Origin of the sequence: Enterobacter sp. TMH.L2, assembly GCF_050847315.1 — a bacterium.
GTDB lineage: Bacteria > Pseudomonadota > Gammaproteobacteria > Enterobacterales > Enterobacteriaceae > Cedecea.
The window spans coordinates 867,455-881,552 of the sequence record NZ_CP193791.1 but is presented as its reverse complement, the minus strand read 5'-3'; the positions used below and the strand labels follow the sequence as shown (position 1 = coordinate 881,552).

General features: G+C 56.9%; 17 protein-coding genes. 9 read left to right on the top strand and 8 right to left on the bottom strand.

Annotated features, from left to right (window positions below; genetic code table 11):
• Nucleotides 1-53 precede the first annotated feature (53 nt).
• The 4 genes from oqxR to ACREYP_RS04275 form a co-directional block, all read right to left on the bottom strand.
• On the bottom strand, nucleotides 54-533 hold the full coding sequence (oqxR, locus tag ACREYP_RS04290) for an efflux pump transcriptional repressor OqxR (protein WP_008458195.1): 480 nt from the start codon (nucleotides 531-533) through the stop codon (nucleotides 54-56).
• 291 nt (nucleotides 534-824) lie between these two features.
• The gene (locus tag ACREYP_RS04285) at nucleotides 825-1,409 is read right to left on the bottom strand and encodes an HI_0983 family protein (RefSeq protein ID WP_336819499.1); all 585 of its coding nucleotides are present in this window, start codon (nucleotides 1,407-1,409) and stop codon (nucleotides 825-827) included.
• A 148-nt stretch (nucleotides 1,410-1,557) separates the two neighbouring features.
• Nucleotides 1,558-2,082, bottom strand: a complete 525-nt coding sequence (locus ACREYP_RS04280; RefSeq protein ID WP_336819497.1) for a GNAT family N-acetyltransferase — start codon at nucleotides 2,080-2,082, stop codon at nucleotides 1,558-1,560.
• A 3-nt stretch (nucleotides 2,083-2,085) separates the two neighbouring features.
• A complete protein-coding gene (locus ACREYP_RS04275; protein WP_039297448.1) occupies nucleotides 2,086-2,355 on the bottom strand; it encodes a type II toxin-antitoxin system TacA family antitoxin in 270 nt (89 codons plus the stop codon).
• Nucleotides 2,356-2,632: 277 nt separating this feature from the next.
• Between ACREYP_RS04275 and cbpA the strand changes: the two genes are divergently transcribed.
• The 3 genes from cbpA (at nucleotide 2,633) to ACREYP_RS04260 (ending at nucleotide 4,367) form a co-directional block, all read left to right on the top strand.
• Nucleotides 2,633-3,553 (top strand): curved DNA-binding protein, encoded by a 921-nt coding sequence (gene cbpA / locus ACREYP_RS04270; protein WP_008458200.1) that lies wholly within the window; start codon nucleotides 2,633-2,635, stop codon nucleotides 3,551-3,553.
• Nucleotides 3,553-3,858 carry a chaperone modulator CbpM gene (gene cbpM, locus ACREYP_RS04265; RefSeq protein ID WP_008458201.1) on the top strand — a complete coding sequence of 102 codons (306 nt, stop codon included), beginning with the start codon at nucleotides 3,553-3,555 and terminating at the stop codon, nucleotides 3,856-3,858. The genes cbpA and cbpM overlap by 1 nt, the downstream gene beginning before the upstream one ends.
• Before the next feature lie 149 nt (nucleotides 3,859-4,007).
• Entirely contained in the window at nucleotides 4,008-4,367 is a 360-nt protein-coding gene (locus ACREYP_RS04260) for a KPN_00521 family repetitive protein (RefSeq protein ID WP_166869063.1), read from the top strand.
• A 47-nt stretch (nucleotides 4,368-4,414) separates the two neighbouring features.
• On the opposite strand, the gene ACREYP_RS04255 is transcribed toward ACREYP_RS04260, so the two are convergent.
• Nucleotides 4,415-5,200 (bottom strand): AraC family transcriptional regulator, encoded by a 786-nt coding sequence (locus ACREYP_RS04255; RefSeq protein WP_008458203.1) that lies wholly within the window; start codon nucleotides 5,198-5,200, stop codon nucleotides 4,415-4,417.
• A 92-nt stretch (nucleotides 5,201-5,292) separates the two neighbouring features.
• Between ACREYP_RS04255 and ACREYP_RS04250 the strand changes: the two genes are divergently transcribed.
• On the top strand, nucleotides 5,293-6,159 hold the full coding sequence (locus ACREYP_RS04250; protein WP_336819493.1) for an EamA family transporter: 867 nt from the start codon (nucleotides 5,293-5,295) through the stop codon (nucleotides 6,157-6,159).
• On the opposite strand, the gene ACREYP_RS04245 is transcribed toward ACREYP_RS04250, so the two are convergent.
• Nucleotides 6,156-6,836, bottom strand: coding sequence for a nitroreductase (locus tag ACREYP_RS04245; RefSeq protein WP_008458205.1), 681 nt, complete (start codon nucleotides 6,834-6,836; stop codon nucleotides 6,156-6,158). The two genes, ACREYP_RS04250 and ACREYP_RS04245, sit on opposite strands and share 4 nt — an antisense overlap.
• A 120-nt stretch (nucleotides 6,837-6,956) precedes the next feature.
• Here ACREYP_RS04245 and ACREYP_RS04240 point away from each other — a divergent pair, with 120 nt between their 5' ends.
• Nucleotides 6,957-7,889 carry a LysR family transcriptional regulator gene (locus ACREYP_RS04240; protein WP_336819490.1) on the top strand — a complete coding sequence of 311 codons (933 nt, stop codon included), beginning with the start codon at nucleotides 6,957-6,959 and terminating at the stop codon, nucleotides 7,887-7,889.
• On the opposite strand, the gene ACREYP_RS04235 is transcribed toward ACREYP_RS04240, so the two are convergent.
• The gene (locus tag ACREYP_RS04235) at nucleotides 7,846-9,024 is read right to left on the bottom strand and encodes an alpha/beta fold hydrolase (protein ID WP_336819488.1); all 1,179 of its coding nucleotides are present in this window, start codon (nucleotides 9,022-9,024) and stop codon (nucleotides 7,846-7,848) included. The genes ACREYP_RS04240 and ACREYP_RS04235 overlap by 44 nt on opposite strands.
• A gap of 188 nt (nucleotides 9,025-9,212) precedes the next feature.
• Between ACREYP_RS04235 and ACREYP_RS04230 the strand changes: the two genes are divergently transcribed.
• Genes ACREYP_RS04230 through ACREYP_RS04215 form a run of 4 tightly spaced genes read left to right on the top strand, consistent with a single transcriptional unit; the run spans nucleotide 9,213 to nucleotide 12,995 of the window.
• Nucleotides 9,213-9,725: a winged helix-turn-helix transcriptional regulator gene (locus ACREYP_RS04230; protein ID WP_336709462.1), complete on the top strand. Its 513-nt coding sequence runs from the start codon at nucleotides 9,213-9,215 to the stop codon at nucleotides 9,723-9,725.
• A 37-nt stretch (nucleotides 9,726-9,762) separates the two neighbouring features.
• A complete protein-coding gene (locus ACREYP_RS04225; RefSeq protein WP_336819487.1) occupies nucleotides 9,763-10,713 on the top strand; it encodes a 2-dehydropantoate 2-reductase in 951 nt (316 codons plus the stop codon).
• A 9-nt stretch (nucleotides 10,714-10,722) separates the two neighbouring features.
• A complete protein-coding gene (locus tag ACREYP_RS04220; RefSeq protein WP_336819486.1) occupies nucleotides 10,723-11,571 on the top strand; it encodes an AraC family transcriptional regulator in 849 nt (282 codons plus the stop codon).
• 50 nt (nucleotides 11,572-11,621) lie between these two features.
• On the top strand, nucleotides 11,622-12,995 hold the full coding sequence (locus tag ACREYP_RS04215) for an MFS transporter (RefSeq protein ID WP_498881114.1): 1,374 nt from the start codon (nucleotides 11,622-11,624) through the stop codon (nucleotides 12,993-12,995).
• Nucleotides 12,996-12,998: 3 nt separating this feature from the next.
• Here ACREYP_RS04215 and ACREYP_RS04210 read toward each other — a convergent pair whose 3' ends face one another.
• Nucleotides 12,999-14,030, bottom strand: coding sequence for an SDR family oxidoreductase (locus ACREYP_RS04210; RefSeq protein ID WP_336819481.1), 1,032 nt, complete (start codon nucleotides 14,028-14,030; stop codon nucleotides 12,999-13,001).
• Between the last annotated feature and the right edge of the window lie 68 nt (nucleotides 14,031-14,098).

Here is a 14,098-nt window from a genome sequence, read left to right as displayed (position 1 = left end):
AACCGCCTTTCAAAGAGGCGGTTTTTTATTTCTGCGGAAAGTGGCTGCGGCGCTTAATGGCCTTTTTTGTACAGCGCCTCTAGCTCAGGCACCGGCTGGCAGCCGCTGGTATCGCTCTTTTTCACTTTCTCCAGCGCGCTGGCCACAGTATGGCGAGCCAGCACCGCCAGCGACGCCTCTTCGGCTTCTTCCGCAATCGTTTTAAAGTACCAGCAGGCGTTGGCGCTCACCACGCAGCGGGCAGGCACGTCCGGGCGGGAAGCCCAAATCTTTTTGTCTTCAATCACTGACAGGTAAATATCTCGCAGGGTTATCTCTTCGGCCGGGCGGCCAAGATGAATGGAACCGTTGCGCCCCAGCGTCGAGACAATAATGCCGTCGCGCGTGAGGGGAACCATCAGTTTACGGATAAAGCTCGGGTTGGCTTCCAGGCCGTAGGCGAGGATTGCGCTGGTCGAACGTTCACCCATTTGCTCCGCCATCGCTACGCTGAGAACCATCTGCAAAGCTGTCGGGAAGCGGTAATCTAACATTTCATTTTCCTGGGTCGCGGTGGATCTTGTTCTTTTTGGCACCGCTTAGGTGAATAAGCAATCAGCACAATATAACAAATGTCAGGTTTTTTTTGAAGCAATCTGAGCTTTCCCTGGGACCCAGCTCAAAATAATCGAAAGCTCATTTTCAATAAGTTACGGGAGTAAACTATTCAATAAATGAATTCTGGCAGGCCGGTAAATTAATACAAGTCTTTGCCATGCTGAATAATAAGTCATGCCGCTGAGGTGTAATAAAATGCCCCGGCCTGATTCGACCGGGGACCCGGGTTAGCGGCACTCCGCTTTCCAGTTTAACGCCTGCAATGCCGCCATATCTTTGTCGTTATCCGCCTTAATACGCTTCACCATGTCGTTTTCGGTTACTTTCGCGTCGGCGGGATACTGGCGGGCAAACTGCAGGTTGACGATGCCGCCGCAGGCCTCACGGGCGAGCCACACGTCAGACTCGTAGCCGCTTTGCTTTGCGTCCCCCGGCTTCGGCAGATAGATAATCCGAACCTCGGCCACGTCGCCATTTTTCGCTATATCGAAATGTGGCTTCGGCACCGTGCGGTTTAACTCCACCGCCGTCGCCTGCATCCAGCGGTCAAGCGGGGCATTGAGTTTGATCTGGTTAACCGTAATCAGCCGGGTCCACTGCCAGTTTTCGGCTTTTTCACCGTCGGTGGTGTATTCCCACACCGCCTGCTGCGGCGTTGAGCGAGTGAAGGATTGCCCGTAGGTTTTGCCGGCAAAAGCGATGCTTTGCGGGGCGGTCAGGTCTTTAATTTGCGATGTTTTTGCCGACTGCGGGCCAGCACAGGCGGCCAGCAGAAAAACAGATGCCAGGGTAGCGATATGATAAGTTTTCAAAACGAGATTCCTTTTAGTCTTTATTAAAATATTCCAGAGGCAGGTGCCCGGAAAATACTCGATCATTCTCCGATCTCAGACCATAGAAGGAAGTGCACTAGATTTCAATTCAGTAAGTCTGAAACTGGCGGGGGATCAAATAGATCGTTTATTCTTCTTCAAATAATTTTTCAATCGACCTGGTTGGATAAAAAAGCGAATTAGCGTTTTTCCCCACCAGCGCAATAAAGCCTAATTTTTGATAAAAGTGCTTCGCATTGTCGTTAATGGCATCGACAAAAATCCCATGAACGCCCACCGCCTGTGACGCTAAATAAACCACTCTCATCGCGTGAGCCACAAGCGTTGAACCCCATTCCTTGCCCTGCAGATCTTTATGAATAGCCAGTCGCCCCAGCGTCACGCTGGGCACATTGGCATAAGGAATTTTTCGTTTCTGGCTATTCGACGGAAGCGCCTCTTTTTCAAAACAGCTGCCGGATAAGGTGTAGTAGCCCAGGACTTTGGGGTTGGCGTCTTTGGTCACGAGAAGATAGCCACGTAAAAAGCGGCCATTGTGCTGGCGAATAAAGTGTTCGGCGAGAAAAGCATTCAGAGACGTTTCTCCGCAGTCAAAGCCGTGAAAATCATAGGCGGTGTCTGCTGAAAACAATTCAATAGTCAGGTCGGCCACGGCTTACTCCATGTCTTTCAGACGCCTTGCTGCACGTTTTAGCCTGTCATCCGGTTCAGGCGGGTTACTAATGGCATCCATCACTCGGTTCCACGATGCTTCATTTAGCACCAGGCGGCGATGCTGTTCGATCACTTCCGCAGCGCGAGCCGACGCACAGGCAATCATAAACTGGGTGATCGTCTGATTGGACATGGCTGCCGCCTCTTCGATCATGCTTTTGTCGTCGTCACTCAATCTGAGGTCGATGCGCTGTTTTTTTAAAGCTGACATCCTGTATTTACTCCCCGACCTGCCGCAGGTGTCAGCAGGAGGATGAAATCAATGAACACCTTAAGGTGTACGGAAAAAAACCGTACATAAACAATACGCCTGTCGGGATAAATTTTCAACAGCGTCCGAGGCTTAAGGTGTCATAAATTCTGGCCAGATCCCTGGCCCGAAAAAACCCGCCATCACCGCCCCACCTTCCCGCAACGGGCCTATACTTATCGGCGACACTTTTCCGCACATTCTGTTCTGCATGCACCGATTTATGCGAGATAACGCTATGGAATTAAAGGATTATTACGCCATCATGGGCGTGAAACCGACGGACGAACTCAAAACCATCAAAACCGCCTACCGCCGCCTGGCGCGCAAATATCACCCCGACGTCAGCAAAGAGCCCGACGCAGAAGCCCGCTTTAAAGAAGTGGCGGAAGCCTGGGAAGTGCTGAGCGACGAGCAGCGCCGCGCCGAGTACGACCAGATGTGGCAGCACCGCAACGACCCGCAGTTTAATCAGCAGTTCCACCAGGGCGGCGAGCAAAGCTACAACGCCCAGGACTTCGAAGATATCTTCTCGTCTATGTTTGGCCAGCAGGCCAGGCATTCTCGCCAGCCGCACGCCGCGCGCGGCCACGATTTAGAAATCGAAGTTGCCGTATTCCTCGAAGAGACGCTGGCCGAACACAGCCGCACCATCAGCTACAAGCTGCCGGTCTATAACGTGTTTGGTATCGTCGAACAGGAAATCCCGAAAACGCTGAATGTAAAAATCCCGGCAGGCGTCGGAGACGGGCAACGCATCCGGCTCAAAGGCCAGGGCACACCGGGTGAAAACGGTGGGCCAAACGGTGACCTGTGGCTGGTGATTCATATCGCGCCGCATCCGCTGTTCGACATCGTCGGCCACAACCTTGAAGTCGTGCTCCCGCTGGCCCCGTGGGAAGCCGCGCTGGGGGCAAAAGTCGAGGTTCCTACGCTCAAAGACAGCATTCTGATGACCATTCCTGCCGGCAGCCAGGCCGGGCAGAAGCTGCGTATCAAGGGCAAAGGGCTGGTCAGCAAACAGCACACCGGCGACCTGTTCGCGGTGATCAAAATCGTGATGCCGCCTAAGCCGGATGAAAACGCTGCGGCGCTTTGGCAACAGTTGGCAGACGCCCAGTCGGCGTTCAATCCGCGCAAAGATTGGGGGAAAAAATAATGGCTAACGTCACCGTCACTTTTACCATCACCGAGTTCTGTCTGCACACCGGCATTCAGGAGGAGGAACTCAATGAGATCGTCGGTCTTGGCGTCGTCGAGCCTTACGATTTTGAAGTCAGGCCGTGGCAGTTTGACGACCACGCGATCAACATAGCGCAGCGGGCATTGCGGCTACGACGAGAATTAGAACTCGACTGGCCGGGCATCGCCGTGGCGCTCACCCTGCTGGAGGAGAACGAACGCCTGCGCCAGGAGAATCGCCTGCTCCGGCAGCGTATAGGGCGTTTTATTCGCCACCCATAAGCCTATCTTCTGGTGGATTATTCAGCAGAATATATCCACCAGCCGTGAACATCCTGAATCATTTAGGAATATTACCTAAGGCAACATCCGCTTCGCTGTGCCAGGCTTACTCTCGGTCATAAGGACTGATAACGTTTGTTGAGGATATTATGAAAAAAACGATCATCGCTTTATCTGCAATTCTGCTGGCTGCCCCTGTTTTTGCCGCGACCACCACACATGCAACCGATGAGACCGTCGCTGCAGCACACGAAGGCGCGAACACCGCCAAAGAGAAACTGCACGAGGCAGAGAACAAAGGCGAAGAGCTGAAGCTTAAGTCGAAACACGCCGCCGAAGGGAAGAGCGACAGCACGGGCAGCAAGATAAGTGAAGGCTCCCAGAAGGCGTGGCATAAAACCAAAGAAGGCACCGAGAAAGGTTGGGACGCAACCAAAGAAGGTGCTGAAAAAGGCTGGAATAAGACCAAAGAAGGCGCTGCTGACCTGAAGAAAAAGGTCACTGAATAATTAGCTTTCTTTAAACAATAAGCCGCGAAAGCGGCTTTTTTATTGCCTCAATCTGTCCGTTTTTCAGCAAAATATCGTCCCGGCGTTTTCCCCAGCGCTTTTTTAAACACGCCAGAAAAAGCCCCAGGGCTGCTGTAGCCTAAATCCAGCGCAATGCGCGTGATCGCCTCCCCTTCACCTAACCGACCTATCGCCGCCAGCAGGCAGGCCTGTTGCCGCCATGCTACAAAGCTGATGCCGGTCTGCTGCCTGAACTGGCGGGTAAAGGTTCGGCGGCTCATGCCCACGCGCGCAGCCATATCATCGACTGACGTTTCCAGCGAAGGTGCCAGTAAGAACGCCCGACAGGCCGCCTGCAGACGAGGTTCGTCGGGCAGCGGGGCATTGAGAGAAAGCGCGGGCATCGAGGCAATTTCATAGAGCAGAAAATCAAGCAGGCTCCGGTCTCGCCCTTCAGGTTGGGAAGCCTCAGCCAGAGCCACGGCCTGCGCAAGCAGCTCACGTAGCAGTATTGACACGCCAAAAACCTGGCTCGTCTGCGGCAGACTAAGCCTGTGCGCTGCGGCATCACTGATATAGCCGTTAAGCATGATGACCGGCCCGCGCATTTGCATGGCGTGAACCAGGCCGCCCGGCACCCAAATGGCGCACTGCGGCGGCACTGCCCAGTTTCCATCTGGCGTCTCCACGGAGATGACGCCGCTTGCGGCGTAGGCAAACTGCCCGCGATCGTGGCTGTGCACCGGGAAGCAATCCCCATCGGCGAAGTGCTTTTCCGTGACGATGATTGCCTGAGGCGAATCCTGATAAACTGCTGTGATGTTATTTTGCATGGCCCAATTTTAACAAAAATTGACCCGTTAATAAAATCAGGCCAATTCGGGAAGCGCTACAGTCCCGGCGACACTTTTCACCGGACACAGACATGCAGCGCAAACACCTTTTTCTCGCCCTGGCCGTCACCGCCGCCTGGGGGATTAACTTTCCTCTTACCCGGCTCGGGCTGGCCCATATCGATCCCCTTCTACTAACCGCCCTGCGATTTACATTTGCCGCCCTGCCGTGGGTTTTCTTTATCCAACGCCCGGCAGTAGCCTTACATTGGGTAGCGGCCTATGGCCTGATTTTTGGCGTGGCGATGTGGGCGCTGATCAATCTGGGTATCGCGTTTGGCGTGCCGCCCGGCAGCGCCGCCTTGCTTATCCAGCTCAGCGCCTTTTTTACCCTGGGCTGGGGTGTTCTGCTGTTTGGCGAACGCCTTACGCGCCCGCAGCGCTGCGGTATTGTTCTGGCGACGGCGGGGCTGCCTGGCGTGGTGCTGGATAGCGCCGGCAGCGCAACGCTAACCGGGTTGATACTGATTGTGATCAGCGCGCTGGCCTGGAGCGCCGGGAACATCATCATCAAACTTTCCGGCGTGAAAGAGATCTTTGCTTTTGTGGTGTGGGCCAGCCTGTTTCCCCCTGTGCCGCTGGTGCTGCTGACCTGGGCCTGGCACGGTTCCGCGCCCTTCACTTCGCTGGCGCAGAATATCGATAAACAGGCCGTGTTTTCGCTGCTGTTCCAGGTTTATGCCGCCACGCACTTCTGCTACTGGGGCTGGAATACCCTGCTTCACACATACCCGGCTTCCCGCGTGGCACCGCTTTCTCTGCTGATCCCGGTCTTCGCCATGCTCAGCTCAGCGCTGATTCTTGGCCAGGTTCCCGATCTCACCAGCGCGCTTTCGCTGGCGGCGATCCTGCTGGCCCTGGCCATCGGCATGAAAAAGGAGCGCCCGCTCAGCCGCTAGTTATGCAGCGTCACGCTGTCGTCCACGCTCTGGCGCCACATGCGAACCTGAGCAGAAGGCGCGTCCGGATCGGCATAGCCGAAGGAGATCCCGAACAGCAGGCGATACTCGTCCGGCACGCCAAGAATTTTACGCGTCGCATCGGCATGGAAGCCGAGCAGCGTTTGCGGAATTCCGGCAAAACCGCGCGCTGCCAAAGACAGAAGGAAGCTCTGCCCGTACATACCGATGTCGGACGCCACGCGCACGTTGTCGCCAAACGACGGCATAAACAGGAACGCTACATGTGGTGCACCGAAGAAGTTGAAGTTACGCAGATACGCTTCGCGGCGCTTCTCTTTATCGTCACGGGCGATGCCAAGCGCATCGTAATAAACCTTCGCCTGGCGCTGGCTGCGCTCGTAATAATCTCCGTGAAAATCGTCATAGCTGAAGCTGAAATCTGGCGTGACGTTACCCGCCGTATCGTTCTCAATCATCATCTTTTGCAGCGCATCTTTGGTTGTGCCGGAGGCAATATGGACGTTCCACGGCTGCGTGTTGCAGTTGGACGGCGAATGCTGGGCATCCTGCAAAACATCCCGAATTTGTGCCTCAGTCAGCGGCGTAGGCAGAAACGCTCTGGATGAAAAACGCTGACGTACGGCTTCGTCAAAAGCCAAAACTGTATTGCTCATACCATCCTCTCTGTGCTTGCCCGGCGAAACCGGACATCGTTACTTGCCGGGGAGGATAACTCTGCCGGACGTAGCGAAAAACCGTATAATCCATTAAGGACTTTTGCGGAAATTGCACAAATGAAAGATCTGAGCCAGATAAATGCGCGCTCAATGCGCCTCTTCCTTGCCGTTATCAGCGAAGGCAGCTTTTCAGAAGTGGCCCGCCAGGAGAACCTTTCCCCCTCTTCCGTTTCCCGCACCGTAATTCAGCTTGAGCAATCGCTGGAGACACAGCTGCTTTACCGCAACACGCGAGCCGTGGTCGCCACCGAGGCGGGGAATATTTACGCCGCAGCGTTCAGGGAAATGCTGAGCCAGCTTGAGCAGGCGCAAAACCAAATTAGCGAGCGCCGCCAGCAGCCCGGCGGCGTGCTTCGCTTCAACGCGCCGGTGTCTTTCGGCCTGCGTCACATCGCCCCGTGGATTGCTGAATTCAGCGAACGTTATCCGGCGCTGCGGCTGGAGCTAAACCTGACCGATAACTACATCGACCCGCTGGCGGACGGCACCGATCTGCTGCTGCGTATCTCGCCGATGCAGGACAGCTCACTGCACGGGCGTTTTATTACCCGCCAGCGCGCTTATCTGGTCGCCAGCCCGGCCTATCTCGCACGCTACGGCACGCCGCAAAAGCCCGAAGAGTTGCACAGCCATAAACTGCTGGCCTACCGCGGCCTGATGGGGCTACAGCGCTGGTATTTCACGCAGGGCGAAGAAAAAGTACAGCTCACGCCGGAGCCTAAAATCATCTCCGGCAACGCTGAAATGCTGGTGAAAGCGGCAGAAGATGGCGCGGGGATCGTGCTGTTCCCGGACTGGCAAATCAGCGATGCGCTACGGGCCAGGCGGCTTATCCCGATGATGACGGATTACACCGCGTCCTACAGCGCCACCGACCATTCACTCTATATGCTCTACCCCGGCGGGCGTTTTCCGTCGCTCAACACCCGCACCGCAATAGACTTTTTTATGGCGAAGTTTGGCTCTCCGCCCTACTGGCAGGACGCTTAACTCGTTTATCGCCAATCCATTGCATAAACTCGCCGACGTGATTCGCCCACAGATCCGGGCGCGTCATGGTGAAATGCCCCGGCGATGTTGGCGTGCCTGCCTGCACCACGTAGCGGCCCTGTTTTAGCTTCGGCACTTCGGTTTCCAGCACGCGCAGGCTGTCCGGATTGAACTCGTCATCCGAAAAGTTCAGCGCATACAGTTTGGTGGTGATTTTGTTCAGGTCAGGCTGCGGGTTATAGCTGAAGGAGGATTTGAGCGAATAAATCACATCGTTGGTGTCGATATGGTTGGCGGTGAAACGGTTGTTCGCCAGGAACTTGTCCGCCGCGGCCTCGTCCGGGATCGTTCTTTGCAGATCCGGCGCGCTGTCGATCATCATTCGCAGGATGTTGTAGCCCTGAAGCCAGCTCTCGGGTGCCTGAGTATAATTGCCGTTGTGCCAGGCCGGATCGGCTCGTACCGAGTCCACGATCATTCTGCGCCACAGCAGATTACGCCCGGAAACTTTGATCGGCAGCGACACCACCGGCATGACGCCGTCCATCATGCTCGGATACGCCACCGCCCACTGCCAGGCATTCATGCCCCCCATCGACATCCCTATCACGGCATGCAGATGTTTAATGCCCAACGTTTCGGTCACCAGCTTGTGCTGCAAATCAACCATATCGCCGTAATCGTAGTTGGGGAATTTTGCCTTTAAGCCGTCACTCGGCTTGCTCGACTGGCCGTGACCAATGCTGTCGGCAAAAATCAGGTAGTAGCGGCTCGAGTCCAGCGGGCGGCCTGGCCCGTAGAGGGATTTAGTCCAGACAGGGCTCAGCAGCGCCCGGCTGTCCGCCCCCGTCCAGTGCAGCACGAGAATCGCATTATCAATCTCTCCCTGCGCATTTCGGTGTGCTTTTCCGAGCGTGGCGTAGTGTAACTTCACCTGAGCCAGCGTTTCACCATCCCGAAACTTGTAGTCATTGAATACGGCATTGGCCTGATGTGCCGCCGGGTTGAGCTGAGTATCCCAGGGCGCCGCGGGTGCTGCTGCGGGGGCGGCAAATACGGGGCTGGAGAGCCCGGTACCGGCCAGCAAAAGGCTTAGCAACAGACTGATTTTCGTAAGGGTACGCGTAGATTTCATCAAGATTCACCTGGGTAAATGAGCGACGGTTCTCTGGCATCGGGCTGTTTAAAACTTGCCCTTCCACCATTAACTCTTATAATAAGAGTAACAATAAAAAGATCAACTGCAGCGTAACCATTGGCCGGAGGCAGAGATCCGGCTATAGACTGTTACCGGGTCCACGTTGATGAAAAATAAGGAACGCTATGCGCTCGAAAGGTTTTGAAGGTATGACCTGCTCCATCGCCTGCGTGATGGGAGCCTTAGGCGACCGCTGGGGAATGCTAATTATGCGGGACCTGTTTTTAGGCCTCCGCCGCTACGACGATTTTCGCCGCTCCAGCGGCATCACCAATGCCACACTATCCGACAGGTTAAAAGCGCTTGAAGAGCAAGGGTTAATTACCCGGCAGCGCTACCAGACGAGACCGGAACGCTACGAATATTTGCTCACCGAAAAAGGGCGGGATATCGGGCTGGTGCTGCTGAGCATGATGCAGATAGGCAGTAAGTGGAATATCCCGGGCCTTGTGGGGCCGTCGCTTTTTATGGTGGACGGCAGCAGCGGCCATAAAGTGAAAGTTGCCCTCGTGGATACCGAAACCGGGCAGCAAGTTTCGCCGCAGGACGTCATGGTGGAGTTGGGGCCAGGCGCCGACGACCTCACCCGCTGGCGTTCGGCGGGTCGAATCAGAAACCCCGAACCCAGCGAAAGCTAAGTCGGGTAAGATCAACGTAAACTCAGCGAGAAAAGTAATGAAAATACTGGTGGTTGGGGCAGGTGCAATCGGGGGTTATTACGGCGCAAGGCTGATTCAGGCCGGCGCTGACGTGACTTTTCTCGTTCGGCCAAAACGGGCTGAGCTGCTGGCAAAGCAAGGGCTGCGGCTGGAAAGCAGTTTGGGCGATTTTAACGCCCCGGTTAACGCAGTCACCCGTGAGAGCCTCCGGTCGGACTACGATCTGATTTTGCTCAGTTGCAAAACGTACGATCTGCAGGCGGCTATCGAGGACATTACGCCCGCAGTTGGCCCTTCTACCGCCATTTTGCCTTTCCTCAATGGCCTCTCGGTTTACGACGAGCTTGACGCTCGTTTTGGCCGCGACCGGGTGCTCGGCGGCGCGGCTTATATTGCCACCACGCTTAACGCCAACGGCGAGATCAAACAGATGGGTGCGGCGGATCAAATTGTTGTCGGCGCGAGATCGCCCGCAACGCTTGATGTAGCAAAAGCGGTTTACGCGCTTTTAGCCTCTTCCGCAGGCGCACGCGCCCTGTCAGATAACATCATGCAGGCGCTCTGGAACAAATGGGTGATGCTGGCTTCCGGCGCGTTAATGAACTGCCTGATGCGTGGCACGGTGGGAGATATCATGGCGACACGGGACGGAGAGGCGCTGATGAAACAGGCGATTTCGGAGAGCCTGAGCGTCGCCGCAGCGGAAGGCTATGCGCTGCCGCAGACGGAAATCACCAGCATCGAAAAACGCCTGCTGGATCCACAATCCGCCTGGGCCGCCTCGATGAGGCGCGACATTGCCAGCAACGCGCCACGCCTGGAAGGTGATGCCATCGTCGGCGATATGATTACCCGCGCCACTCGACACGGCCTGAACGTCCCCCTTTATCGGGCTGCGTACTGCCATCTCCAGGTTTACGCCCACCAGCACACGCCAGGCGCGGCGGCCCAGCAGCCGTTCAAATAACGAGGTCATATGGAGCTTCTCGCCAACGAGTGGACACAGTTCGTCGCGGCGCCGTCGCAGGGGCTCCAGGGCCTGCACGCCCATTTTAATAAGCACCGCTACGAGCGCCACTCCCACGATTACTTTGTGATCGGCACTATGGACGTCGGGGCCTCTAAAGTGGGGCTGGGCCGCGGCTCGATTATCGCGCCTGCCGGCAGTGCGATGATCGTGAATCCGGGGGATGCCCACGACGGCAGCGTTTATTCCGAGCAGGGCTACACCTACAGCATGCTCTACGTCCAGCCCTGGGTTGTGGACGGCATTGCCCACGAGCTGGAACTGGATCCCGGCCACGGACTGTGCTTCACCAGCCCGGTCCTGAGCGATCCTGATATCGTCGCCAGGCTGCAAACGCTACACCGCACGCTGTTTCAATCGCAGGATAACTTAGCGCTGGAAGTGCTGCTGATTGACGCGTTGAAGCCGCTGCTAAGCCGCTATTCCACCCGCCGGTTTACGCCGCAGGAAGAACGCCGCGAGCCGCGAATTGCCAAAGTCCGCGACCTGATTCATGCCAGCTTTGCCTCCCCGCTGACCACGGAAGATATGGCGCAGGCATCCGGCCTGAGCCGGGTTCGGCTGAACCAACTGTTTCGCGCCGCTTATGGCCTGTCGCTGCACGCCTACCTCAACAGAGTCCGCATGGACTCCGCCAGGCAAATGCTCCGCGCGGGCCAGCCTGCTTCGGACGTCGCCACCGCCGTTGGCCTGTTCGATCAAAGCCATTTGATTCGCCGCTTCAAAGGCTGCTTCGGCATCACGCCCGCACAATTTGTTAGCGCACACTTTTCAAATATCCAATACCGCCGCCGCTGACCTTTTCATACTCCTGCGTTTTAAGGTTCTTACTTTCTTCGGAGCAGAGTATGTCTCATTCTACGGATTCACCGTCCGTCAGCCAGGCCAGCGCGCGAGTGTCCGCCTGGGTCATGATTGTGATTGGCGCGGGAAGCGTGCTGTCGTCGCTAGACCTGTTTGTCGTTAACCTCGCTTTCCCGGCTATTCGCGATAGCTTTGCCGGGGCCACTAACCAGGCGCTGTCCTGGGTGATCAGCGCGTATTCCATTGCCTTCGCAGCGTTTCTGGTGCCCGCAGGCCGAATAGCGGATATTTACGGCCGCAAGCGTATCTTCAAGGCAGGTCTGGCGGTGTTTTCGGTGGCGAGCATAGCCTGTGCTTTTGCCCCGGATGTTATCTCGCTGATTTGCGCTCGGGGCCTGAAAGGCATTGGCGCAGCGCTGATGATCCCCACTAGTCTGGGGCTGCTGCTGGCGGCGTACCCAAAAGAGCGCCATAAGCAAATGGTAGGGATTTGGGCAGCTACCGGCTCAGTTGCCGCCGCGCTTGGCCCAATGCTCGGCGGGGCGCTGGTGAATATCGACTGGCGATTGATCTTCCTGATCAACCTGCCGGTGGCAATCCCGGCGCTGTGGCTGAGCAAGCACCTGACGGAAACGGAGATCGTAAAGAGCCGTTTCCCGGATATTCTCGGCTCGCTAATGCTGGTTGCGGGGCTTGCGCTGCTGGTGGCCGGGATCTCCTGGGCCAGCGACTGGGGCTTCGCCAGCGTCAGGCTTTGGACGGTGTTGGGCGGGGCGTTCGTCTTCCTGACGCTGTTCGTTCGTCGCTGCCTGACGCAGCCCGCCCCGGCGCTAAACCTGCGGGTATTCCGCGTGCCTGCGTTTACCCTGGCCACGCTTGGCATGGCCTTTTTCTACATGGGATTTGCCATCATGCTGCTGGGCGGTAGCCTGTATCTGACCCAGGTCTGGCACTGGCCGACCGTCGAGGCAGGCGCCGCTTTTGGCCTCGGCCCTGGCACCGCCGTTGTCGCGGCGTTGATCGCAGGCAGAACGGGGGTCTCCCCTAAAAAACTCACCATCGCCGCCGGTATTTTATATGTAATAGCCGGCCTCTGGTGGTACAGCGCCCTTAGCGCCGAACCGGACTATCTGCTGGCCTATCTGCCTGCGCTGATGCTGACCGGAGCCGGAGCGGGTATCGGCCAGACGGGGTTTATCGCAGGCGGTACGGCGGCGCTCCCGGCGCAGCAATATGCCACCGGCACCGGGATCATTAACACCTCGCGGCAAATTGGGGCCGCCATAGGCGTGGCGGTGTTTGTGGCCGTGTCCGGCAGCGCCCTTGCCAGCGAGCAGTACCACACCGCGTGGCTGCTGATGTCGCTTTTCGGGCTTATCGCCTTGCTGTCAGCGATGCTGCTAAGCGCGAAGCGGTAGCCTTTATTTTTCCAGTAAGCCCAGGCGAATAAAGCTTTCGGCGGTGGCCACAATCGCTTCTTCCGGTGGACGTGGCACCCAGCCGAGCAGGTTCACCGCTTTCGCGTTGGTCACGTTCATGTCCACGCCCAGCAGAGTCAGCGATCCTTTCATGCCCGGATTTTTGTGCGCAGCCAGGCGCACCATCCAGTCGGGCAGCGCGAGGGTAGCGACTTTGCTGGCGGCTTCGCCGAGTTGTTTGCGCAGAATTTTCGCCACCTCAACCATCAGCAGGCTGTGGCCGGAGCTGGCAAGGAAGCGCTCGCCGTTGGCGGCAGGGTGCGTCATCGCCAGCCAATGCAAATCGGCCACGTCGCGCACATCCACAAAACAAGAGTTGATGTTCGGATTGCCTTTTTGCCCATCCAGCATGTTTTTCACCAGCCGCGTGGAATGGGAAAAATCAGGCCCCAATACCGGCCCCATTACCGCCACCGGGTTCACCGCCGACAGCTCCAGGCCACGCCCTTCTTTCTCCACAAAGTCCCAGGCGGCTTTTTCCGCCAGCGTTTTCGATTTTTGATAGGGCCACACTTTGCCGGACACGTCGCTCCAGTCCGTTTCATCAAACGGGCGGCGATGGCTTGCCGGGTGCCCGACGCCAACGGCCCCAAAGGCTGAGGTGAGGACGACGCGCTTAACCCCGGCAAAGCTTGCGGCGCGGAGCACTCGCAGGTTGCCGTCCACCGCAGGTTTGATCCAGTCCTCGTCGGTGGCGTGGTTGCCGGAAGGCGTCGGCGATGCGCCATGCATCACATAACGGCACCCGGCCATCGCTTCAGCCCAGCCTTCATCCGCCATTAAATCAGCGATGAAAAAGGAGAGGCGCTCCCCGGGCTCACAGCCGCCCTCTTTCAGGTTTTGGAGCACTTCTGCTTTGCGGTCAGCAGAACGTACGGTGGTGCGAACTTCATAGCCTTTTGCCAGCAGGGTAATGATGCAGTGCTGGGCAATAAATCCGGTTCCACCGGTAACTAATACAATATCTTTTGTCATGCTTTGGTCCTCTGTGGCCTGGCAAGCAGGCGGCATACGTTCACTTGCTGCGCAGAATAAAGCCGGTC